This is a genomic window from Sporosarcina pasteurii (genome assembly GCF_041295575.1).
In the GTDB taxonomy this organism is placed as follows: domain Bacteria; phylum Bacillota; class Bacilli; order Bacillales_A; family Planococcaceae; genus Sporosarcina; species Sporosarcina pasteurii.
The window spans coordinates 1,724,698-1,746,735 of the sequence record NZ_CP160452.1; the positions used below are offsets into that span (position 1 = coordinate 1,724,698).

Sequence of the window (22,038 nt, forward strand, 5' to 3'; positions counted from 1 at the left end):
CATACATTCACCTTCTAAGACGGTTTCGTCACCTAGCTAAACCTTATTTGTAGTTTAAAAGATGATGAAGAAGCTAGCATACTAAATTGAGACTCTAAACATTCCAAGCGAAATCAGATCATTTAATCCATCTGCTGATCAATTGCAAGAATACCATTCAACATGACATCACTCGCAATTTTAATATCTTCAGGTGTACTGTATTCTTCGGGACAATGACTCTTGCCATCGATACTTTTTACAAAAATCATCGCAGATTTTGAAATAAGGGACATATGAGCAGCATCATGTACTGCCATGCTCGGCAACGTCATATAAGGAACAGATATTCGTTCTGCGGAATTTTGTAAAATGGAGACAATTTCTTCATCCAACATAGTAGGTTTTTGTTGCTGTAAAATGGATTGACTTATTTGCACTTTACGACGTTGCGTCACTTCATTCCACTTCGTTTCAATCTTGTCTACTACTTGGTCCATACGCTCTTGGCATTCTCCCCTAATCTCCAGCACGAACTCTACTTGCCCGGGAACGATATTTACGGCATTCGGCAATACTTCCAATTTCCCTACCGTACCAACCAAATCCGTTTCATCTTCCCCGCAAATTTGTTCCACTGCAAGAATCATCTCACTAACAGCAGTGAGTGCATCGTGGCGATGTGACATCATCGTCGTTCCCGAATGGTTTGCTTCACCAATTACCGTTACCTTACTTCTGTATACGCCAACTAGACTGTTAATAATCGCCACTGATTTATCATTTGACTCTAAGCGCTTTCCTTGTTCTATATGCATCTCCACAAAGATTCTCTTCTCTTCATGCATCGACGCCATTTCATGTATCCGTTCGATATCTCCATTTACTTTCTGCAAAGCATCACTTAATAGAAGACCTGTGGAGTCAGTGGCCATTCGTAGTTCATCTTCCGTCAGTTTACCAACAAAAGCACGGCTTCCTAGCGTGGACAAACCAAAGTCATTTGACTCTTCTGCAGTGAAAGAGACGATTTCCAAGTCGTGATCAAAGGTAATATTGTTTTCGATTACGGTTCGAATAATCTCTTTTGCAACAAGTGTCCCTAGGGCCCCATCATATTTCCCCCCGTTTGGAACTGTGTCCAAATGGGATCCGATGACTATACTCCCTTTTTTCTTTCCATTGCCTTTTAGCTTCCCCCATATATTCGCAATGCCATCAATTGTTATGTCTAAACCTAGATCTTGTAACTCTTTAATGAAGCGTCTCCGAACTTCCAAATCCGCCGGTGAGAAACTCGGTCGTGTAATCCCCCCACGTTCATCACGACCATATTCCGCATAGCTATCAAGAGCGGCAAGTAATCGCGGCAACTGAATCTGCAACATTATTTGTCCTCCCTATGACTGATAAGTATCTATCGACGTTTCAGGTGTCGTACTGAGATCTTTAATTTGTTTTGTCTTTTTTGGATCATTTACATAACTGTCAACTACAGAACTTGTATCTGGTTTAGTCATATAGCTGATCCCGACCATTACAATCGTATTGGCAATTAAACCAATAAGACCAGGATGTATTTCAAAAGGTGTTGTCGATGCAAATATTTGGAAGTAGAAGTTGACCGCAAAGCCCACCACTATTCCTATAAATACACCTTTAGTTGTCACGCGTTTCCAATACAGTGCACTTAGCACACCTGGCGTAAACTGAATGATTGAACCATAAGCCCCTAATAATAAAGCTACTACGCCTTGTCCGCCGAATACCGCGATACAATATGCAAGAGCTCCAATCAGTACTACAGCACTTCGCATAATCAATAGGGTCACTTTATCTGATAAATTCGGAAACATATTTTTAATAACGCCATCTGTAAATTCCATTGACGCACTATGTGTAATGACATCAGCACTCGACATTGCTGCGGCTAATGCTGCTGCACCTACTAGGCCATATAACCAGCCTGGCAAGGATAAAAATGTCGTAATGAGATAAGGTAATATTTGATCGGATTCGCCGACAGCACCAACATCAACAACCCCAACCGCAGCGAATCCTGCAAGTAATAAAGGGATAATTAATAATGCAAATAACGGATAAGCGATGACCGTCTTTTTTATCGTCACAGCATTTGATGAATAGGATCTTGCAAACATATGCGGCCACATAAGAAACCCTATGACGGAAACTAATATGACCGAAGTAAAGGCAGTAGTGGACATTGTTGAACCCTCTACTCCAATTCGAAGGAAATCAGGATCAGCTGCTGCAATTTTTGAAAACATTTCGTTTGTCGTCCCGTGCATTTTCTTTACTATCATGATTCCTACAACCCAAGATACCGAAATCATTAATGCTCCTTGGAACACGTCAGACCAAGCTGCTGCGCGTAATCCGCCTGTTGCCACATAAGTTACGACAATAGCATAAGCAACCAAAGCGCCAAACCAAAAAGCAATTCTTCCTTCCGTCATGATATTAAAAATAATAGCCATTCCACGTAATTGAGTAGCTAAATATTGAATACAAGCAAAGAAGGCAATGAACCCAACAAGGATCCCAAGTGCTTTACTTCGAAAGCGCGTCTGTAGAAAACCGACCAATGAATAAAGATTGAATTTACGTCCAATTCTTCCGATTTTTGGACCGAGAATATACCAAGGCAAAAGTGAAAATGCTAAATAAGCCAGAATGTAAAACGAAGGAGCGCCGCGTGTAAATGCCCATCCTGGTGCACCTAAAAATGAAAAGGCGCTAAAAATGGCTCCACCCATTAAAAACCAAGTTAAGAATAATCCTAAACCTCTACCTGCGGTAGTAAATTCTTCTAATGACGCTTTGTTCGTACCTCTACCGGCCATTACACCAACAATAAGTGCAATAACTAAATACAACACCATAATTAACATCGATATTTTCCAATCTTCCATCTACTTATACCTCCTCTTTATCTGGGTCAATGAAATATAGAATAAGGACTGCTATAAAAGTAATGACAATCCATAATATGATCCAGAATAAACTGTATGGAAGTCCCAGTATGAATGGATAGGTTTTATTACCAAAGGTAAATATCGGAAATAGAACCGTTGAAAACAACAATGTGCTAATAATGATGTAGTACGTACGAAAACTTCCAACACTCATATAGGCCACCTCTTTGTGTCGTATTGATTGTTACATTAGAGTCTTTTAACTTAATCCTAATACAACATGAATTGTCGCTGATCCTATGCTACGTATTATTCTTTCTACGCTATTACGGACATCTGTTTAAAAAATATGTAGCCCTAGATTGTTATGTCTATGACTACATATGTTATTTACTATGAGTATTGCAAATTATTCGTCGCCTAGAACTCCATATGACGGAGCAATTTCGGGTGTAATTGCTCTTATTCGATACTCTTCAGCTTGTGGGCCATAAACTTCCCACGCCCTTTTCAAATCTTCAAGTGGTTGGTCACTGTAATCCACTCGTAAATCTACATATGGGAAAGCATCCTCTTGATAAACTAATAATCCGATGGAATGTTCTTGATCCAGCTCTCCACCCATCTCAAATCCTTTAGAAATAGCAGCAATTAACCGATCAGCCAACGTGCCTTTTGCATCCAAAAAGATTTTTCCCATCTGTTCCGGAATGTTAGGATCACTTAATAAATTCCCGATACTTGCAACGTTTTTAGCGGTAAATTCTCCATGGACTCCTAGAGCTTTATTACCTGTAAAGACGGCTGAGTTACCGCTTGCATCAACGACGGCTAATTGACGATATTCTCTGAAGGGTGTCGCTTCCTTCATTGCATTGATTGCCGATTCCGCGTCAAAACCATTTTCTAAGACATTCAAACCGATATTGGCAAGTCTTGGGTCCGTAACGTTTTGCGTTAAAATCGCCCCAACGCCGTGCTTCGCCCACGGACATCTTGCTCCTACTGAGGGACTGCTTGATGTAACAATAACCCCTAGTGCACCCGTTTCTTCACATCTTCCTGCGACTGAAAAAGTATTTGTAAATTTCATGATTACCCTCCATTACTTCTATTTGATAGTTTTCTTATCTTGTATTCATTCGCTAATTACTGCTTCAACATCAATTTCCATCAACATTTCAGGCATTGCAAATCCGCTTACAATTAATCCCGTACTGCATGGATAGACACCTTTAAAATGCTCAGCAATTACTGGATATACTTTACTTCGGTCCTCACGCTTCAAAAGATAAACTGTCATCTTACAAATATCGTTAACTGATCCGCCAGCCTCTTCAATTAACTGTTTTACACAACGGCAAGCCATATCTGTCTGTGCAGCTACATCACCAATGCCGTGGAAGTTACCTTCTAAATCGAAACCTGTTTGACCACGAAGAAAAATGCGATTACCAGCGCGGACAGCCATACTTAGCTCATTCACAATATGGTGCTCCGGCTTTCCTAAATCTGAAGGGTAATATTCATCCGTCTTAAACTTTCTGAAACGTTGGATCTCCACTTTTTTTGTGTCTTCATAGATTGTCATCTGTATATTCCTCCACTTTTCAAGTTATTTTTTTACTAATCTTTTCTCGTTCTGTTGAACAACTGGCTTGAGATAATTCCAACCTAGTAACTGATTGGCTTCATCTACTTCTCCTTTTAAGAATAACTCACGTATGCGTGTGGATGAAATGGTTTTTCCTGCACCACACAGTACCGGATCCAAAATGAACACATCAAAATACTTACGTAATGTATTCACATCGCCTTCTCGTCCTCTTCCAAAGCGAAAATCATGACCTTCGAAAATCTCCACTGGATTCAAATCCATCAATTCCTGCAGAAATCGCTCCACGCCCTGTGATATATAATCCGCATTGAATTGCGCAACAACCACGTGATCTACACCTAGCTTTTCAAGCATCGCTAATTTCTCAGATAGCGAAGTTAGTAATTTCACATGCTGGAAAAAAACTTTTGGTGGCGGGTCGAATGTATACACAACAAGTGGCACACCCAATTCCACAGCCTGCTCACGAGCTTGCCTCACTAATGTTTGGTGACCAATATGAAGTCCATCTAACGCACCGATAGTTAGAACACACTCCGGAAGCTTTAATGTTTTGGATTTATGAACTTGCATGCATGACACCTCTTCCCTCTAGTTTTCCTTACAAAAGTTGCGCTCTCTCACAATAGTGGGACAGCTAAACATTATGATTGGAATGCTAGCGAAGACGATAGATTCGCAGCTTTCATCACCATTTCACGATTTGGAGTCAAATCATAATTATTAAAGACGGCTGCATGTTGCGCGAATGGCGGACTTTGTGCAAACAATTCAAATGTAATTTGGTGACCTGCATAGGAAGAGTTCACCATGTCACGTGCAAAGTAAAGCAATTTCGCACGTTCTTCTGCACTCCACTCACCAACAGAATAAAATCTATCAATATATTCCTTGATTTGTGGATCCGTCATAGTTTCCATGTCAGGTGTCACAGCTAATTGTCCACCTACTAACTCACGTGCCAAATGTGCCATTTCAGGGAAATGTTTTAGCGCAAACACACGACCTGTATATAGAAGAGACTGGTTAGGCATCATTAATCCACCTGATGACAATTGCGCTTCCGAAACTGCAGCTGTCAGATGGGCATTAATCGTTTCACGATAGTTGATTAGCTCAGATAGTTTTTGCTGAACTGCAGGGATCTTTGTCAAACCTGTTTGCTCAACATTTAATAATGCAGCACCGATTAGATAATCCGCTCTTCTTAAAATTCGTAGTACATAGTTGTATGAAGAATAACGGTGTACCGTTTCACGAATATATTTCGCTGACTCTAAATTACGGTGGAATAGCACATTCTCCCAAGGTATTAGCACGTCATCAAAAATCAACAATGTATCAATCTCTTCAAATTTACTAGACAGTGGGTAGTTTACTGGATCTTTTCCAGCTCCAACAGGAGATCGACAAATATGTTTTAACCCTGGGGAGCCCATATCACAAATGAATCCAACTGCATAGTTTTCCATATTGACACTGGAATTTGACCAGTTAGAAATCGTCGGTTTTACGAATGCTTGATGTGCATAAGCAGCGGCAGTTTCAAACTTTGCACCACGCACTACAATTCCTTTATCATTTTCAGCAACGATATGAAGGAGTGTTCCACCATCTTCACCGTTGATTAACTTACTGCGGTCTCCTTTTGGATCGGTGTTGGCTGAAACGTGGAATAAATCCTCTTTTGCCACACGCGCAACATGATGTTTAATATTTTCTGCATAGGTCGGGTCAATTTCATTCAAACGGTCTTGCGCGTCATATAATGACCACATTTCTCCGATTGTTTCATCCCCTACACGATAGACAACTCCACCTAGATCATCTAAAACGGTTTCTACATACGTACGAATACCTTTTAGGTCATCCTTTGTTTTTGGAAGTTTAAATGCACGGCAAATTTCATCGCCATCCGAAAGCTTAACAGTCAATTTGTCTTTGTACTTCGCTTCATGATTCATATCATACATACGTGCTTTTACATCGATGATTGGCTTGAATGCTGGATGATTTACAATGTCATATACTCTTTCTCCGTCAATATATACTTCTCTTCCATCATTCAGTGATCTGCGGTAATCGTCTCCTGTTAATAAAGCCATTTAAATTCCTCCCTGGGTATCTGATTTTATATTAAAATTAAATACTGCCACCTGCGTGACTAATAATGTATTTACCTAGGTTTTTTGCTTCTTCTGTATGCTGTTTGACAATAGACTTAGCAGCTTCCTTATCTCCCGCTTCATACGCTTTCAATAAAGCTAAATGATCATCAGCCAGTTTATTCAACTCTTCGCGTGCAGTACTACTATTTTCTTTAAATGCTTCTCGCAAAGCACTGCTCATAACTGCTTCAGCCGTCAGGCGGCGATAGGAGTCTAGTAAAGTAGCATTATTCGTTAAAGCAATCGTATAATCATGGAGTGAAATATTCGCCTCAATATATTTATCGATATCTGTAATACCTTTTTCTTTATCTGCCAACGTTTCTTCTACACGACTCCTGAAATCAGATAGTTCTTCATTAGATAGATTGCCAACTGTCTTTTCAATAGCCGCAACTTCTAGTGCACAACGTGTTTCCAAAGCTTCCGTTAGCATCTCAATACTTAGCGGAGTAACAGAGAAATCACCATTTTCACTACGTTTGATTAAACCTTCGCCTTCTAATTTGGTAAGAGCATAGTAGATTACTTGCCTTGGAACTTCTAGTGTTTCTGTCAAATTGGCAACATTGAATGGCTCCATTAGTTGAAAATCTCTTTTCAACACTTTACTTCGTAAATCTAGATAAACCATTTCATCATTGTGTGAAATGAAGCGTCCGAATTTTCCACGGTAGTAAGTCAATGGATTACGTTCTTCAGAATCCGCATGTATAACTTCTGCAAGGAACACAGAATGCGTACCGCCCGTCACTTCTTGTACGACCCTGCACTCCAGATGAGCAAGTGTATCTTTTAAGATCGGCTCACCTAATTTCCCTTCAACCGTTTCAATACCTTTGAATTTATCAGATGAAGGTCTAGCAAACTGTAAAGCTATGTCCCCTTGGTCTTCATGCAGTATGTTCACACCAAAAACCTTTGCTTGGGAAATTGCATTACAAGTCCCGGTCGCTTGGTTGATACATACTAGCAACATTGGAGGTTCAACTGATAGTGAGGAAACCGCACTTGCCGTCACCCCATAATTGACACCTTCATGCTTTGTTGTAATAACCGTAACACCGCTAGTAAAATGTCCGATTACATCCCGAAAGACTAAGTTATCCACCCTTTCTAGCTTTCCTTTTTCACTAATTTCTGTTCCCATCTGAATCCCTCCTAAACTAATTTACGGAAATAATCCTAAATGAGTCCCTTATTCAACAAAAAATATAAAATCAGCATCTCTCTATAAAAGTAAAGCGAATCGGATTTACTTATTTTGTAGCAATTACTGTATAACCTTTTAATTAGAATATACGGATTATTTAAAATAATGTCAACACTTTTTACTATTTCTTTTTTTTTAGACTTCAATAATAGCGAATTACTTTGAAAGCGATTACATTTATTCTGACAATCATTTGGGCAATCCAAATAATTTCATTTAACAATAGTATATAAAATCATATGATAAAGTAGTTCTGACTACTACATATCCTCCCCCTTAAAAGCCAATGTCCTTAAGTAGACCGTAAAAATAGAGAATTTTTTATACTGGCTAAGTGAATTCATACCAGTCACTGAATTCCCTTGCTATTAATATACAGCACTAATTTTTAATGTCAATAACTTTTTGTATAATTTAGAAAATTTTATAAATACGCAGATATACAGTTACTCATAATCTCTTTATCTTTGGCCGATTAATTGAAACAATGAATTTCATTTGATTCTTACAGTAACTTATGTGTATTCTTGTAATAATGCGAATATGCTTTTTACAACTATTAAGGAAAATTTACTTTGGTCAATAGTAAAAAGATCGATACAAATCGCTTGAAAATGATGAATGGAGGGTATCAATGAATAACCGAATTTCGGAAATGGTAGAGAACATAAAGGATCTATTGATTGAATGGCGTCGAGATTTCCATACATACGCGGAAGCAGGATGGGTTGAATTTCGGACAGCCTCCCTTATTGCCTCACGACTATCTACTTGGGGATATGAAGTACGTGCAGGACGCGAGGTAATGGATGAAAGCACTCGAATGGGCGTTCCCGGCCAGGCGTATTTGGAAGAACAATTTGATCGTGCCCTCCAGCAAGGGGCTGACACAGAATGGGTTTCACAATTACGCTTTGGCTTTACTGGCGTTGTCGGCACTTTAGATACAGGTAGGCCAGGCCCGACCATTGGATTACGTTTTGATATGGATGCCTTGGACCTGCAAGAGTCCTCTGATGACAGTCATTTTCCAGTAAAAGAAAGGTTCACCTCCGTCAACGACCGAATGATGCATGCTTGCGGTCATGATGCACATATGGCAATAGGACTTGGCATCGCTTCCCTTTTAGCTGAATTAAAGGACAGTTTAAACGGCAAATTTAAACTTATTTTTCAACCTGCCGAAGAAGGCGTTCGTGGTGCAAAGTCTATGGTGGAGGCCGGAGTTGTTGACGACGTAGATATTTTCATTTCTCAACATATTGGTCTAGGTGCGGAACTAGGTGAATTCGTTTGCAGTGATTTAGGATTTCTAGCTACTACAAAATTGAATGTTAGTTTTCAAGGCAAAGCCGCACATGCTGGAGCAAATCCTGAAGAAGGCAAAAATGCTTTATTAGCCGCAGCAACGGCGACCTTAAATATGCATGCTATCTCTCCCCACAGTTCAGGAGAATCGCGAATCAATGTTGGGGTTTTACACGCAGGCACCGGACGCAATATAATTCCAAATAAGGCAGAACTCCAAGTAGAAACGCGTGGCGCTACAACAGAAATAAATGAATACATGTATGAACGTATGAGAAAAATCGTGCAGGCTGCTGGGGATATGTATGAGGTGGAAACACATATAGAAGAAGTCGGGGCAGCCCCAACATGTACTCCTAGTGAACATTTAGTAGCAGTCTTACGGAAGAAAGCTAAATCAGTAAAAGGCATCCAAAAAATCACAAATACTTTTACATCTGGCGGTTCTGAAGATGCTACCTATATGATGTCGCGCGTTAAAGAAAACGGCGGGCAAGCTGCTTATGTAGTGTTTGGGACGACACTTAGTGCAGTTCATCATAATGAAAAGTTTGATATCGATGAAGAAGTCATACCATTAGCAGTAAAAACATTAGTACATTGTATCACACAATTTGATACTCCATTAGTGCCGTCAAACAGAGGAGAATAACTATGAAAACTAGAGTAGGAATTGTCGGACCAAAAGACAGTGTAGAAATTATGAATGACATCGCGAAGGAATTTGAGGATCAGATGACCCCTGTTTGTTTTGAATATAAAAATTCGATTGAAACAACAGAAATCGTAGAAAAAAACCAACATATTATTGATATCTGGATTTTTTCTGGACAAACACCCTATACACTTGCAAAAAGAAGTTCTTCTAATCAGCTCTTTTTCTATTTATCTTTGAATGGTTCTAGTTTAACAAAAACACTTTTAAATATTGTTTATAACAGTAAAAATGATTTACGTAACGTTAGTTTTGATATGATGGAGGAACGTGATATATTCGAGACATACCGTTCCTTAAATATTTCATATGAACATTGCCATCTTTATGAATACCACGGAGTTACACCTATCGATCAAATCATTGAATTTCATTCAACGCTATACAACGAGGGAAAAGTATCCGTTTGTGTAACTAGTTTGAGTGATGTCTATGAAGCATTGACTTCTCAGGGGATACCTGTATACAGAGTTACACCTACTATGGCAAACATTCGATCAACATATAAATCTGCATTACAGCAATGGGAAGCCCTCAATTTTAAACAATCTCAGTTAACAGTTATGTTAATATCTATTGATAATATTAATAAAATTGAAAAGCCCCATTCATTTTCTTATGATATACATCGTTTGAATTTAGAATTGCAATCGGCGATTTTAACATTCACTGAATCTATATCCGGCTCATTTTTATCCATTGGTACAGGGACGTTTATTATATTTTCTACTAGGGGTTCACTACGAAACGCGGGCGATCAAAGTGTTCGTTTATTGGATAGTTTATCCTTAACTACAGATTTTCCAGCGAACATTGGAATAGGCTATGGTGACTCCGCTTTAGCTGCAGAAGAAAACGCAAGATTAGCGTTATTGCATGCACAAAACTATAATTCGAATAGTGCCTTTTTAGTCGAAAATAACGGCATGGTAAAAGGACCACTTAATAAATCTAAAAGTATCTCTTTTGAGTTTAGGAATGTAGATGAAGAAATCGGAAATAAGCTAAAGGAATGCGGTGTATCTATTACTTCCTTCAATAAAATTATGTCTGTTCAACGAAACTTGGAAAAGCAAGCAATCACTGCAGCAGATATTGCTGAATGGTTGAAAATGACCGAACGTAATGCTCGCCGGCTTTTAAATAACCTTACGAATGCTGGTATCGCAAAAATCATTGGACAGGAAGCACCCGCAACGAGAGGACGCCCCCGCAACGTTTATCAGGTAGGATTAGATTAGTTATCTAATGCACCCAAATAGAACAATGTAACAAGAGTATGTGCAAATTGTTTAGGATCATTGCACATACTTTTCTTTTGTTACAAACAATCCATTTAACCATAGAACAGTTTGACAAGTCGAAATTTTTCATGTACCTTGATAATTGTATTACAAAGACTAAAGTAATGAAGTATTTACCAAAAAGATAAGGAGCTGTTTAGTATGCCATTCGTCCACATTAAAATGATTGAGGAGCGTTGTTCTCCCGAAAAGAAAGAAATAATGATTAAAGAGGTCACCGATTTAATCGCTGGTATTTTGGAGCAAGATGTAGAAACGGTGCGTGTTCAACTTGAAGAAATGAGGCCTGAAGATTGGGGTATTGCCGGAGAATCTGTTAAAAAACGAACTGAAAAAAGCCTGACATAAATAATTTTTTATATTTAATTTCGGTATATTAAAGGAAAATATCCAATTACAAATTATACCTGTTGGTTCTTCATATATAGGTTCGATTTTATCGATAATTAGTTCTAATTAATTGAATTTGATGGATGGTACCTCCGCGTGAAACATCGTGATTGTTTAAACCTCTATGAATCACGTTTTTTTCGCGCGGGCAACCTCCCTTAAACCCCATCAATATAAAATCCACTCACTTTTCTTATTGAAGAGGCTATTTTCGATGGTTCCAAAGCGATGAGAGTGAGTACACGATTACATAAAACAGCTAGCTGTTTCCTATGCGTCTTAAACGGTTTCATATATTCCTCCCCAATAAAAATAGCCCAGTCCTCGTAAGGATTCTGGGTCTAATCACTTAAGATCATTATAGTATATTCTCTTTGTCTTTCAAATACATAACGCAAGCAATTTTTAGCATAGGTTCTCGAATTTAGCTATCATAAGTATTAATTACTGTTAAACATTACTTTCTCTAATAGTTTTTTAGGTGCCTGTGTTACAAACGTTCACATTAATTCACACAAATGCACAAACATACATCTTGTATTCGATAGGTATTAACTTCTATGAATATCCATGCATTTACAGTTAGTTATCCTAGTTTCTAACACAGGCACTTGACACTAATTTTATATTGTAAAAGTCAGTGTATATAGTAAATTAAAATGTTGAGTTACTTATTATTAACCCTTCTTCATATACTGATTCGTTTTTTGTTGCACTATCTTAATCTCATTCTGCAGATGATAAGAATGAACACCACATTTAGTTATTATTGCCATAACATTCGGAAGTATATCCATAACCATCGTTGACCCAATTTTAATCGATTCATTCATAGTATTTAATTCTTCTTTTCTATTAATAAGATATGTTACTTCTTCTTTATAACGCCTTTCAATATCTTTCCATACCACACTATTGGCTTTAGAATCCACCATTTCTATTCTTAATTTATCTAATTTACGTTTTTTAATTTCAACTTTTTGATCGATTTGAGACTTCACTTTTCTTATCAAATCATTCATAGCTTCTATCATTTCTTTTTCTTGTTTTTTAGAGAATACTCGTTTGATTCCAGTAGATAATCTTCCCCCTTGACTTACTCCAGCAAATGTTCCAAACATAGCACCAGTAATACCACCAGCAGGACCAAAAAACATCATCCCTACAACAGTTCCGGCTTTTTGACCTAATGCTCCTAATACTACTTTTGAAGATGTATCGCTCACTACATTAAATACAGCTTGGTTAATTGCTACATCATCTTTCCAAACCCTTTTAATGTTATATATGGAACTAATCCCTGCTGCAATCCACGGAATCTCAAAATCTAGTAAGTCATCCGCATGTGTTATTGTCGTGGACGTAGCATCTATTACTTCATCCCTAGAAATATTCGATACGTAGACACTCGGATTTCCTTCAAAGTATGGTGCAAGTTCTTCATTCACATAAACTGGTATATCCGGATATGTTTCCAGATGATCTCTTACACCGCCTGGATTAGCTAAATTCTTGACTTGAAAGGGCTGACCGTCAACTAAAATATCCCAGCCCGGGTTATTCGATTCTTCTGGAAACTCTACATCATGCCCCTTGGCTTGTAATTCAACAGCTATCATTTGTTCTGCAACATAACCTTGCAGCTGGGCCATATCTCCAGTTAATACCGTTGTATCAATGTGACTAGAAAACTGACTTAATGTAAATAGAGACGTCAAATCCTCTGTTCTAGCAAAATCAAGACCTTTCACTACTGTTGGATTAATCATAATAAAGTCGTAAATAAACTCTCCAGCACTCACTGCTGAAATTGCAACTGTCTGTTTTAGTTGTTCCGGCGTGCCAAATAACATTGTTTGCAGTCTATTTTGCTTTCGATCCTCTTCCTCGACTGCGCATTGTAGAGCATCCTCATACATTCCTTTTTCCCAATAATCCCAAAAACGTTTATTCGATATACTCATGCAGTTACCCCTCTTTACTCATAGGTAGTAGTTGGTGTGTAGAGGCACTTAAATGTTCGAGTCCATAATTCTGTTTTTCCATCATCTTAATATCCTGCCAAATACTGCTCTGACTTTGTTTAACTTGCTTTAATGAAGATTCTAGACTATTTTTGTATGATATTTCCTCATGCTTAGATTGGTGTAATTCTTTAAGGTTAATATTAATAGCTTTAATCGTTGCACGTTCTATTTGCTTGAAAGAACTAGTTGACTTTATTACATCTTCAACCATTAAATAAAGATACTTATCCAGTTTTTTCTCTTCACTTTTAATATCGAGGATTGTAGTCAAATTTGAAAATTTATTTCCTATTCTCCTGAGAAAACTATCATTCACAGCATCTACTTTTTTTGCCTGCCGGAAAGATTGTATCTTATTATTAATATCCCAGTATTCCCTTCTATTCATTTGAAAAGCTACGTTGATCTCTAAATCCTCTAGATTACTAGATTTCAAGGCAAAATAAATCTTTTGCTTCTCTGCACGTATTTGTAACTCCTCATTATAGATTGATGAATTTATATTACTTATTCGATCTTTTGTTTTCTTGATATTGCTTTGTAAGTTTAGTTCTTCCGCATTTTCATTTTTAAATTCTACTTGTAACTTGCAATACTCATTGAAACGTCGGTTCCATACTGAAATAAATAATTCGTAAGAAACCTCCTCAGATTCCTGACTCATAAAAGGCAGTGTCATTTGCATGACAATAATAGGCAAAAGCTTTTTCTTTAATGATTTATTTTGATGGTTCACAAGTAAAACACCACCACCTAGAAGTACTGGAACTATGAATAATGGATTAGCCAAAACAGCTATTGTAGATGTTAATCCTGTATAAACACCAAATGGTAGAGTGATACCAAATAGACCAGCAAATGAAGCAAGTAAAGATGTTGCGGTGGTGTAGAAGGCAAACCCACTAACTTCAACAATTATAGCAAATACAATACTTGACCCACTTGTTGCTATTGCCTTACGAATCATTTCATCCGTTAGTTCATCAATACCTAACTTGTCCTTAATTTGTTTTTGCTTTTCTTTTGGTAAACTTTGTATGTATTCATTAACTTGTGAAGCAAATTTCGTTTGATCATCTATAGTAAAATCCTTGAAACTATTATCAAGTTCATTAAATAGCTTACTCATTTGGAATTGAACCATTTGTTGTAACTTTGTTGAATTCAATTCATTTACTGCAAAACTCTTAAACTGTTTATCCTGTTTTAATAATTGCTGATAAACGTCGTTTACAATTATTGTAGATTGGTCCACGATTTCTTGCTCTAATGTGTATTTTGTTCCTCTTAAATTCAATAATCTTGTCATTTCAAGAAACAAGTCGACCTGAAGAACTTGATCTTCTACATTTTTCAGCTTATTTACTTCTTGCTCTAAATGATACGTAAAGTTATCACTTTCTTCTTTAGATAACTTAGATATAACATCTTTTGTTTTTGACGATAATAGATGACCAATATTGGTTCTTATTAATAATGCATAGACCATTCTAAGGTCTGTACCTTTTAATGTAACTAAACTGTTAGCTAATATCTGTCCATCCAATAGAAACACTCCTCCTACAATTCACATATAGTATAATTATACTACATATGATTAGGAATTTAATATTATAAAAAAATAGTAGTAATCCAAATGAAGTCATTCTACGAAATAGCAAACATGTTACAATGGTAGAAACACATAGATAGACAAGGAGCGGACACGTTGAGGTTGAATCAATATATTAGTTCTTCGGGATTTTGTTCCAGAAGACAGGCGGAACGCTATATTACGGCTAAAAAGGTTCTAGTGAATGGTGAGATTGCGTCACATGTTTATTTTGTTGAAGAGGATGATCATGTCAAAGTAGACGGTCACACCATCACCCATACGGCACAAGACATTTATTTGGTGTTTAATAAACCGAGTGGGGTCACTTGTACAGCCTCTCCTGCTATTGCCGGTAATATTATCGACTTTATTTCCTATCCTGAACGTATATTTCCCGTTGGACGCCTGGATAAAGAAACAGAAGGTCTCATTTTATTAACCAATGACGGGAGTATTGTAAACGACTTAATGAAAGATGAAAATCAACAAGAAAAAGAATATGTTGTAACCGTCAACAAAAAAAATGACGGTTACATTTATAAAAGATTTATCAAACGGTGTAGACATTTACAATCCGAGAACAAAAGACTATACAACGACTAACCCTTGTACAGTTACTCAGTTGGACAATTTTACGTTTCGCATAACATTAACTCAAGGATTGAATCGACAGATCCGTAGAATGTGCAGACGATTTCAATATACTGTCACGCACTTGCAAAGGGTTCGAATCAAGCATATTCAGCTTGGATCATTAGAGCGTGGCCAGTGGCGTTACTTGACTGAAGAAGAGATAGCGAAGTTAAAATCGTGATATTTTTTAAAAGATAGCCTGACAACGCTAATGCGCTGTCAGGCTATTTCACATTAATTTTAGGTACCTATGTTACAAACATTCACGTTAATTCACACACATGCACAATCATACAGCCCGCCTTCAGTAGATATCAGTTTCGATGGATATCTATACATTTGTAGCGTATTACTATATTATGTGTGAGAGAAGTTTATTTTAGTTAGACAATTCTTTCACCAACAACCCCACTACCTCCACTTGTGTCGAGTGCCGACCGTAGATTGTAAAAATTTAAATGATGTAGTGGTGCTTAGAAATCAAATAACTGCGCCCGATTGTTAAAGAGAAATATTTAAAATAAACCTCTAATTAATTTCATTGTTAACCTTGGAATATACACAAGGACGTATATTAATTCCGGTAACCAACCTAGGATTCCACGAATGGTTTCACTTTTCTTTTTATTATCCTTACTCCCCCTCATAGTTATCCCCCCTTTAAAATTGTTCCGTTAAATGGCCCGATTGTTTAACAAATACTGTTTTTCTTTATTGAACCTAAAAAGTAAGTGCTAACTCCCATTACTCCACCACCAATGACTGCCATTAAAGTTCCAATTATTATCCATACAGTAGATAAAAGAGTAGATAGGTATATGCCTGCCATAAGCAACACTAAACCGACAAAAAATAGTATTCTTCTTGTTTTCATATTTCAACCCCCACTATACTTTCTTTATTTAACTAGACTATCCTGGTTCCGCAAAATGGTCCGAAAACTACGTCATGGTCCTCTTCTGGCACAACATTATTCAATTATCGCGCCCGATTACAGAATAATATACAAATAAAAACATTGTATATTTAGGCTCATTCGCCAATAGCCTTCCGCTCTTTTTCATCTCTTTCTTTTATATACCTTTCGTACACATCTTTAACTTTGTCATTGGCGTTAGCAGGCACAACTTGTTTATGAATCTCATTTAGTAAAATAAACGACCTAAAAATTATCCCAACAATAATTGCACATAAAATATAGATACCAATAGGACCGAGGAAAGCTAAGATTCCTAAAAGACCAGCCAATAAAATAGACAAGAATAACTTCACAAACATCCCCCTCATTAGCATTTAAATCAAATGGACACTTTTTTTATACCGTTAAAGCGCCCGATTGTTGAACAATTGCCTATATAAAAGCCAAAATGAAAATACAGAGGATGATTACTGGAAATATAATAAAAAGCCAGTTTAACACTTGTAAGCCTCGCTTCAAACCAGCGAATTTTTTTCCTTTGAATTTTCTAATGTATAAAAAAGAAATCAGTCCAATTATAGGCATTAGAAATCCTAGCGAGCCGTAGTTTGGAGGAGATGCATCTATCAATTCTTCAATCATAAAGGCTAAGAAAACAATGTTTATACCTAATAAAAAAAGAGGTATCCAAAAATGAAATTCCTTTATCTTTTCAGCCATAGACTTAACCTCCTTCTTCTGGAAAATGACCCTATTCTGCAATCCGGGATACAGATTTTTGTTCTAGAAATGCGCCCGTTAGTTGAACAATATAAATTTTGATATCAATTTAAATTAAATCCATTCTCCGTTTTTCAGCATCTATATAGTCATAGACTTCCAATATTTCTTTGCAATAGTCGTTCTCAATTTCAAAATATCTAACATCTGATTGCAAGCAGTGTGCTTTAAATTCTTTATGTTCCTTGATCAGTTCTTTTATCGTTCTTTCTTCCGGAGAATTACGGAGTTCAACAGCATTCCTATGTTTCACTATTTTCGCTTCGAAGTTTTTTTGAATATAATTCTTCGAAAAACCAAGAAATACTGGAATGATTTTCTCCGAATAATTGACGTCAAGCTCTTTTAAATAGTGAGGTAGTATGTAACATCCTTCAATAATAATATGTTGTCCATTCTCAATATTCGTCATAATTATTCCCTTTAATATTGGCCAGAGTTTATCGCCAATAACCTCTGTATCATCTAATGGTGTAAAACCACAATGCTGGTCCCCTCTGTACAACCCCATTTTCAAATGATCTATAGAGAGATAAGGTATATGGTACCTTTCAAGCAACTTTTGTGCCATCAAAGTTTTACCAGTGCTACCGACAGCACTTATTAAAATAATCATATATTACTCCATTCAACTTTTTTTATAATTTAATCATTAATTATTACACTAATGATGGCCCGTTTGTTTTATTATATAGTTGCCTTTAAGTCATCCCCATTTCGTTAAGACGATCTTTTCAATAATCGCAACCGTTAGTTATATATAAAGACTTACAAAATAATTGCATATTATATTACTGGCGTGACAATAAGTCATTATTTCTTACCTTTTAATTCTAAAAGTATAGGTGCTATATTTAGTAAGATAGAAACTATTGTCAAAAACCATAATGCCCTTTCCATACTAGGCACTACATCTAATAGAGCTGCCCAATCTTCCACCTTTACCCAAGACACCATACTGTATTCTGCAACAAGTGTCAGTGTTGTAAATGATAACCCCATTGCCATTGCCAATATATAATCTTTGCCTCTACTATACCTATAAAGATTTATAGATGTTGCTACTATAGCTATTAGTCCAAATATTAACCACATAATTACACCTCCACTTACACTAAAAACTCTTACTAATTAAGGCAGAATGAGATAGTGAATAGTTTCATAATAGTAACAAAATGGCCCTTATGCTGAATTGGCGCAGTTCCTTATTCAATAAGTGCGCCCGTTTATGGAAGAAATTCTTTAGACTATATCATCACTTTGAAAAGTAATAATTTTATTAGTCAACTCTTTTGATGAAAAATTCATGTTTATCATTTACACCTACAAGTAATTGTTTATCAAGCATTATCTTCAATGGAAAAATTTTCGACTTCTTTTCTGAGAACAACCATCTTCTATCGACACTCGTTAAAATAATAAAAACACCATCATTGTTATCTTGCATGAAGTTTAAAGAAGAATTAGTAACTGGATCATTATCACTATCAAAAATATTTATTTCTTTTAATTGCTCACCAACCATTGGTGCATCTTTTACAATTAAACCTATTTCACTGATGTTCAAAATGCTTTTTACTGAAAATGACGATTCACTATTTGGATTCTGCTTATATCGCGCAATGAGTTCGACAATATTCCCTGCCGGATCTTCAAAATAGCAAGCATGCGCATGCCAAAATGAAAAATCCGCCTCATCCTCTCCGTCTTCTAATAAAAGCGTTGTTTTCCCTTTCAACCATTCCTTTGCTTCTTGAAATTGATTGGAAGGAATATTAAATGCAAAATGATAATAGAGTTCCCCAGCCACTTTATCATTAGTAAATTCTAAAATACTTTTTCCTACCTGAATTCGAAAATGATTTGGGCCTTCACCGCAAAGAGAAAAACCTAATTGTTGTGTATAAAACTCTTTCATTACTTCTAATTTATTTGTTTGTAATGTCAGTAACTTTATTTCCATAGAAAATATGCCCCCTTAAAAGTTCCATAATATATATCGATTTGTTGAGGTATGTGAATTCACTTCTGTTTTTCTCAACAATCTGGCCCAATTCTGCATACAGGGTGCAAATACTTATTCAAGAAGTGCACCCGTCGATTGAATATTCTACTCATTTTAGAAACCGCCAATAATAAATGATAGTAAATATTAGACGCTATAAAACAGCCTATTGGAAGTGGAATAACGTCTTTTAGAAAGATACTTTTGTAAAATACACTTAAAATAACAACACCAAAAAGTAAACCTAATAATGAATATAAACTTAACCCCCCAAAAATAACGTGCCCATTTTGAACTTTTGTTAAATTTCGGATAGGTTTGGATGAAATTAAAGAACCTTTAAAAGTTCAAACAACAGATGGTGTTATTTTTGATTCAATGACAGTAGAAGACTATTAATTATTTTAGGTACCTGTGTTACAAACATTCACGTTAATTCACACACATGCACAATTATACACCCTGCATTCGGTAGATATCATCTTAGGCGAATATCCATACATTTGTAGTGCATTATCAGAATAGTTTTTGACACAGGTACCTGACACTAATTATGCACTTAAATTCCCCTTAAACCCTTATTTATCACCAATTGTAACATATCCTTTGTTATCCTTTGTCCATTATGAGGGGGCTGAGCACTACGAAAGATACATTTAGGACAATTCATGATTTTGAATAAATAGCAAAACGGAATCCTGCCGAATATTAATATGGCAGGATTCCTTCGTTTAATTTATACAATTGTAATGTATTTGCACAGGTACTCGTTATTATTGGCGGTATGAGACCGCCCCCTGAAAGCGCTTTCGAAATACCTCGACGATGGTTTCCCCTCTAGTGCCTACATGATATCTGTGTAAATTTGTTCTAAAGTAAACATTTTTTGTGAATCGGTTATGGTGAAGATTCCAATCTGTTCACACACCACTAATGCCCCTACGCCTCATCTTTAGAAGTTTTCTAACTATTGGTAGCATAACTATAATAAGAGTAATAATGAATATGGTTAAAGTTATAGGTCTTGTGTAGAAAATGCTGATTTCATTACCTGACATCATTAACGACTGTCTAAAGTTATCTTCTAGTATTGGGCCTAGAATGACCGCTAAAACTAATGGAGCTAAAGGGAATCCGAATTTACGTAAAATGTAACCCAAAATACCAAAAGTAATCATCAATCCAACATCAAACAGACTATTATTCAACATATATGCGCCGATAATACAAAATGCTGCAATGATTGGGCCTAGGTAAGGCTCCGCTTTTTGTACAGCAATTGCAAAAAGTGGAACAAAGGCTGTATTTAGTATGAGCAGTAGAACATTGGCTAAAAACAAGCCGGCAATAGCTGCCCAAATAATATTTCCGGAGGTCTCAAACATAAGCGGACCAGGCTGTAATCCAAGCATCATTAGCGCACCAAGAAGAATAGCGGTAGTTCCAGATCCCGGAATACCAAGACTAAATAAAGGGATTAAAGCACCACCTACTGTCGCGTTGTTAGCTGCTTCAGGACCGCTGAGTCCTTTCGAAGCCCCTTTACCGAACTTCTCTGGCTCTTTCGAAAGTTTTTTCTCCATATCGTATGTTAAAAATGTCGCTATTGTTGCTCCAGCTCCAGGTAATACCCCTATAAAAAAGCCCAAAATCGAACCACGTATCATAGCCCAGGAGTCTTTAATCAATTCGCTGACTTTCGGGAAAAGATCTGAAAAAGGTATTTTTTTTCTTACTTCTTGTAAATCAATCCTTTCTTCCATCCGAACAAATACTTCTGACAATCCAAAGAGTCCTACTGCAACAACTACAAAATTTATGCCTTTCCATAATGCCAAAACTCCGAAAGTAAAGCGTTCCGTTCCTGCCACGGGGTCAACACCTACTGATGCAATTAATAACCCAAGCAGCATAACGACTATAGGTTTAAATGGCTTTTTCTCTGTTAAACCACTAGTCGCAATTAAAGCAAACACCATTAGTGCAAAATACTCTGGTGCACCAAACTTTAACGCCACACCCGTAATAGGTCCGGCCAGAAATACTAATCCTATAAAACCGATTACTCCACCAATAAAAGAAGCAACCGCACTAAGGGTTAGTGCATAACCTGCCCTACCTTGCTGAGTTAAGGGATAACCGTCAAAAGTGGTTACAACAGCAGCTGAATCTCCCGGTACATTAAGCAGTACCGAGCTAATACGTCCACCATACATTGACCCTTGATAAATGCCCATCAGGAGCAATAGCGCGCTTATTGGATTCATTCCAAATGTAATTGGTAAAAGGATTGCGATTCCTGTAACAGGCCCCACTCCGGGAAGTGCACCTACCAATGTTCCTAATGTGATTCCGACAACACACCAAAATAAATGTTCTGGTTGCATAATTGTTGCAAAACCTGATATTAATTCCTGTATCATTGCCTGGTCCCCCTCTGGTGACTCCA

Annotated in this window: 21 protein-coding genes and 1 pseudogene; 4 read left to right on the top strand and 18 right to left on the bottom strand. The window is 36.9% G+C overall.

Annotated elements, in window-relative coordinates:
* Positions 1-122 precede the first annotated feature (122 nt).
* The 8 genes from AB1H92_RS08040 to AB1H92_RS08075 all read right to left on the bottom strand — a co-directional run bounded on the left by AB1H92_RS08040 (position 123) and on the right by AB1H92_RS08075 (position 7,851).
* Positions 123-1,367 carry a Zn-dependent hydrolase gene (locus AB1H92_RS08040; protein WP_243835752.1) on the bottom strand — a complete coding sequence of 415 codons (1,245 nt, stop codon included), beginning with the start codon at positions 1,365-1,367 and terminating at the stop codon, positions 123-125.
* 12 nt (positions 1,368-1,379) lie between these two features.
* Positions 1,380-2,912, bottom strand: coding sequence for a sodium:solute symporter (locus AB1H92_RS08045; RefSeq protein WP_243835753.1), 1,533 nt, complete (start codon positions 2,910-2,912; stop codon positions 1,380-1,382).
* Between the two features lie 4 nt (positions 2,913-2,916).
* Positions 2,917-3,129 (bottom strand): hypothetical protein, encoded by a 213-nt coding sequence (locus AB1H92_RS08050; RefSeq protein WP_115360782.1) that lies wholly within the window; start codon positions 3,127-3,129, stop codon positions 2,917-2,919.
* A 195-nt stretch (positions 3,130-3,324) separates the two neighbouring features.
* Positions 3,325-4,008, bottom strand: a complete 684-nt coding sequence (locus tag AB1H92_RS08055; protein WP_115360781.1) for a DUF1028 domain-containing protein — start codon at positions 4,006-4,008, stop codon at positions 3,325-3,327.
* A 45-nt stretch (positions 4,009-4,053) separates the two neighbouring features.
* A complete protein-coding gene (locus tag AB1H92_RS08060) occupies positions 4,054-4,506 on the bottom strand; it encodes a RidA family protein (protein WP_115360780.1) in 453 nt (150 codons plus the stop codon).
* Between the two features lie 24 nt (positions 4,507-4,530).
* A complete protein-coding gene (locus AB1H92_RS08065; RefSeq protein ID WP_115360779.1) occupies positions 4,531-5,106 on the bottom strand; it encodes an FAD synthetase in 576 nt (191 codons plus the stop codon).
* A 71-nt stretch (positions 5,107-5,177) separates the two neighbouring features.
* Positions 5,178-6,638: a 4-hydroxyphenylacetate 3-hydroxylase family protein gene (locus AB1H92_RS08070; protein WP_115360778.1), complete on the bottom strand. Its 1,461-nt coding sequence runs from the start codon at positions 6,636-6,638 to the stop codon at positions 5,178-5,180.
* Positions 6,639-6,675: 37 nt separating this feature from the next.
* Positions 6,676-7,851, bottom strand: a complete 1,176-nt coding sequence (locus AB1H92_RS08075; RefSeq protein WP_115360777.1) for a flavin reductase — start codon at positions 7,849-7,851, stop codon at positions 6,676-6,678.
* A 697-nt stretch (positions 7,852-8,548) separates the two neighbouring features.
* On the opposite strand from AB1H92_RS08075, the gene AB1H92_RS08080 reads away from it, so the two are divergent.
* The 3 genes from AB1H92_RS08080 (at position 8,549) to AB1H92_RS08090 (ending at position 11,589) form a co-directional block, all read left to right on the top strand.
* Positions 8,549-9,874 carry an amidohydrolase gene (locus AB1H92_RS08080; protein WP_115360776.1) on the top strand — a complete coding sequence of 442 codons (1,326 nt, stop codon included), beginning with the start codon at positions 8,549-8,551 and terminating at the stop codon, positions 9,872-9,874.
* 2 nt (positions 9,875-9,876) lie between these two features.
* Positions 9,877-11,178 (top strand): hypothetical protein, encoded by a 1,302-nt coding sequence (locus AB1H92_RS08085; RefSeq protein ID WP_115360775.1) that lies wholly within the window; start codon positions 9,877-9,879, stop codon positions 11,176-11,178.
* Between the two features lie 204 nt (positions 11,179-11,382).
* Positions 11,383-11,589, top strand: a complete 207-nt coding sequence (locus AB1H92_RS08090; RefSeq protein WP_166739501.1) for a 4-oxalocrotonate tautomerase family protein — start codon at positions 11,383-11,385, stop codon at positions 11,587-11,589.
* Positions 11,590-12,308: 719 nt separating this feature from the next.
* Here the strand turns inward: AB1H92_RS08090 and AB1H92_RS08095 are convergent.
* Both AB1H92_RS08095 and AB1H92_RS08100 read right to left on the bottom strand, forming a co-directional pair.
* A complete protein-coding gene (locus AB1H92_RS08095) occupies positions 12,309-13,595 on the bottom strand; it encodes a hypothetical protein (protein WP_115360773.1) in 1,287 nt (428 codons plus the stop codon).
* A gap of 4 nt (positions 13,596-13,599) precedes the next feature.
* The gene (locus tag AB1H92_RS08100; RefSeq protein WP_115360772.1) at positions 13,600-15,204 is read right to left on the bottom strand and encodes a hypothetical protein; all 1,605 of its coding nucleotides are present in this window, start codon (positions 15,202-15,204) and stop codon (positions 13,600-13,602) included.
* Positions 15,205-15,366: 162 nt separating this feature from the next.
* On the opposite strand from AB1H92_RS08100, the pseudogene AB1H92_RS08105 reads away from it, so the two are divergent.
* Positions 15,367-16,066 (top strand): annotated as a pseudogene (locus AB1H92_RS08105) (pseudouridine synthase).
* A gap of 334 nt (positions 16,067-16,400) precedes the next feature.
* Here AB1H92_RS08105 and AB1H92_RS08110 read toward each other — a convergent pair.
* The 8 genes from AB1H92_RS08110 to AB1H92_RS08145 form a co-directional block, all read right to left on the bottom strand.
* Complete coding sequence (locus tag AB1H92_RS08110) at positions 16,401-16,532, bottom strand: hypothetical protein (protein WP_256594304.1); 132 nt, start codon at positions 16,530-16,532, stop codon at positions 16,401-16,403.
* A 44-nt stretch (positions 16,533-16,576) separates the two neighbouring features.
* Positions 16,577-16,759: a hypothetical protein gene (locus tag AB1H92_RS08115; protein WP_115360771.1), complete on the bottom strand. Its 183-nt coding sequence runs from the start codon at positions 16,757-16,759 to the stop codon at positions 16,577-16,579.
* 158 nt (positions 16,760-16,917) lie between these two features.
* The gene (locus tag AB1H92_RS08120) at positions 16,918-17,157 is read right to left on the bottom strand and encodes an ATP-dependent Lon protease (protein WP_115360770.1); all 240 of its coding nucleotides are present in this window, start codon (positions 17,155-17,157) and stop codon (positions 16,918-16,920) included.
* A 79-nt stretch (positions 17,158-17,236) separates the two neighbouring features.
* On the bottom strand, positions 17,237-17,524 hold the full coding sequence (locus AB1H92_RS08125) for a hypothetical protein (protein WP_115360769.1): 288 nt from the start codon (positions 17,522-17,524) through the stop codon (positions 17,237-17,239).
* A 109-nt stretch (positions 17,525-17,633) separates the two neighbouring features.
* Positions 17,634-18,200: a 2-phosphoglycerate kinase gene (locus AB1H92_RS08130; RefSeq protein ID WP_115360768.1), complete on the bottom strand. Its 567-nt coding sequence runs from the start codon at positions 18,198-18,200 to the stop codon at positions 17,634-17,636.
* A gap of 197 nt (positions 18,201-18,397) precedes the next feature.
* Complete coding sequence (locus AB1H92_RS08135; protein WP_115360767.1) at positions 18,398-18,679, bottom strand: hypothetical protein; 282 nt, start codon at positions 18,677-18,679, stop codon at positions 18,398-18,400.
* Between the two features lie 184 nt (positions 18,680-18,863).
* Positions 18,864-19,547, bottom strand: coding sequence for a hypothetical protein (locus tag AB1H92_RS08140; RefSeq protein WP_166739502.1), 684 nt, complete (start codon positions 19,545-19,547; stop codon positions 18,864-18,866).
* 962 nt (positions 19,548-20,509) lie between these two features.
* A complete protein-coding gene (locus tag AB1H92_RS08145; RefSeq protein WP_166739503.1) occupies positions 20,510-22,012 on the bottom strand; it encodes a tripartite tricarboxylate transporter permease in 1,503 nt (500 codons plus the stop codon).
* Positions 22,013-22,038 lie beyond the last annotated feature (26 nt).

What these genes read in the sequence shown, in the direction of transcription:
- AB1H92_RS08040 (WP_243835752.1), bottom strand. Translation starts at nt 1,367, where the DNA reads ATGTTGCAGATTCAGTTGCCGCGATTACTTGCCGCTCTTGATAGCTAT.
- AB1H92_RS08045 (WP_243835753.1), bottom strand. Translation starts at nt 2,912, where the DNA reads ATGGAAGATTGGAAAATATCGATGTTAATTATGGTGTTGTATTTAGTT.
- AB1H92_RS08050 (WP_115360782.1), bottom strand. Translation starts at nt 3,129, where the DNA reads ATGAGTGTTGGAAGTTTTCGTACGTACTACATCATTATTAGCACATTG.
- AB1H92_RS08055 (WP_115360781.1), bottom strand. Translation starts at nt 4,008, where the DNA reads ATGAAATTTACAAATACTTTTTCAGTCGCAGGAAGATGTGAAGAAACG.
- AB1H92_RS08060 (WP_115360780.1), bottom strand. Translation starts at nt 4,506, where the DNA reads ATGACAATCTATGAAGACACAAAAAAAGTGGAGATCCAACGTTTCAGA.
- AB1H92_RS08065 (WP_115360779.1), bottom strand. Translation starts at nt 5,106, where the DNA reads ATGCAAGTTCATAAATCCAAAACATTAAAGCTTCCGGAGTGTGTTCTA.
- AB1H92_RS08070 (WP_115360778.1), bottom strand. Translation starts at nt 6,638, where the DNA reads ATGGCTTTATTAACAGGAGACGATTACCGCAGATCACTGAATGATGGA.
- AB1H92_RS08075 (WP_115360777.1), bottom strand. Translation starts at nt 7,851, where the DNA reads ATGGGAACAGAAATTAGTGAAAAAGGAAAGCTAGAAAGGGTGGATAAC.
- AB1H92_RS08080 (WP_115360776.1), top strand. Translation starts at nt 8,549, where the DNA reads ATGAATAACCGAATTTCGGAAATGGTAGAGAACATAAAGGATCTATTG.
- AB1H92_RS08085 (WP_115360775.1), top strand. Translation starts at nt 9,877, where the DNA reads ATGAAAACTAGAGTAGGAATTGTCGGACCAAAAGACAGTGTAGAAATT.
- AB1H92_RS08090 (WP_166739501.1), top strand. Translation starts at nt 11,383, where the DNA reads ATGCCATTCGTCCACATTAAAATGATTGAGGAGCGTTGTTCTCCCGAA.
- AB1H92_RS08095 (WP_115360773.1), bottom strand. Translation starts at nt 13,595, where the DNA reads ATGAGTATATCGAATAAACGTTTTTGGGATTATTGGGAAAAAGGAATG.
- AB1H92_RS08110 (WP_256594304.1), bottom strand. Translation starts at nt 16,532, where the DNA reads ATGAGGGGGAGTAAGGATAATAAAAAGAAAAGTGAAACCATTCGTGGA.
- AB1H92_RS08115 (WP_115360771.1), bottom strand. Translation starts at nt 16,759, where the DNA reads ATGAAAACAAGAAGAATACTATTTTTTGTCGGTTTAGTGTTGCTTATG.
- AB1H92_RS08125 (WP_115360769.1), bottom strand. Translation starts at nt 17,524, where the DNA reads ATGGCTGAAAAGATAAAGGAATTTCATTTTTGGATACCTCTTTTTTTA.
- AB1H92_RS08130 (WP_115360768.1), bottom strand. Translation starts at nt 18,200, where the DNA reads ATGATTATTTTAATAAGTGCTGTCGGTAGCACTGGTAAAACTTTGATG.
- AB1H92_RS08135 (WP_115360767.1), bottom strand. Translation starts at nt 18,679, where the DNA reads ATGTGGTTAATATTTGGACTAATAGCTATAGTAGCAACATCTATAAAT.
- AB1H92_RS08140 (WP_166739502.1), bottom strand. Translation starts at nt 19,547, where the DNA reads ATGGAAATAAAGTTACTGACATTACAAACAAATAAATTAGAAGTAATG.
- AB1H92_RS08145 (WP_166739503.1), bottom strand. Translation starts at nt 22,012, where the DNA reads ATGATACAGGAATTAATATCAGGTTTTGCAACAATTATGCAACCAGAA.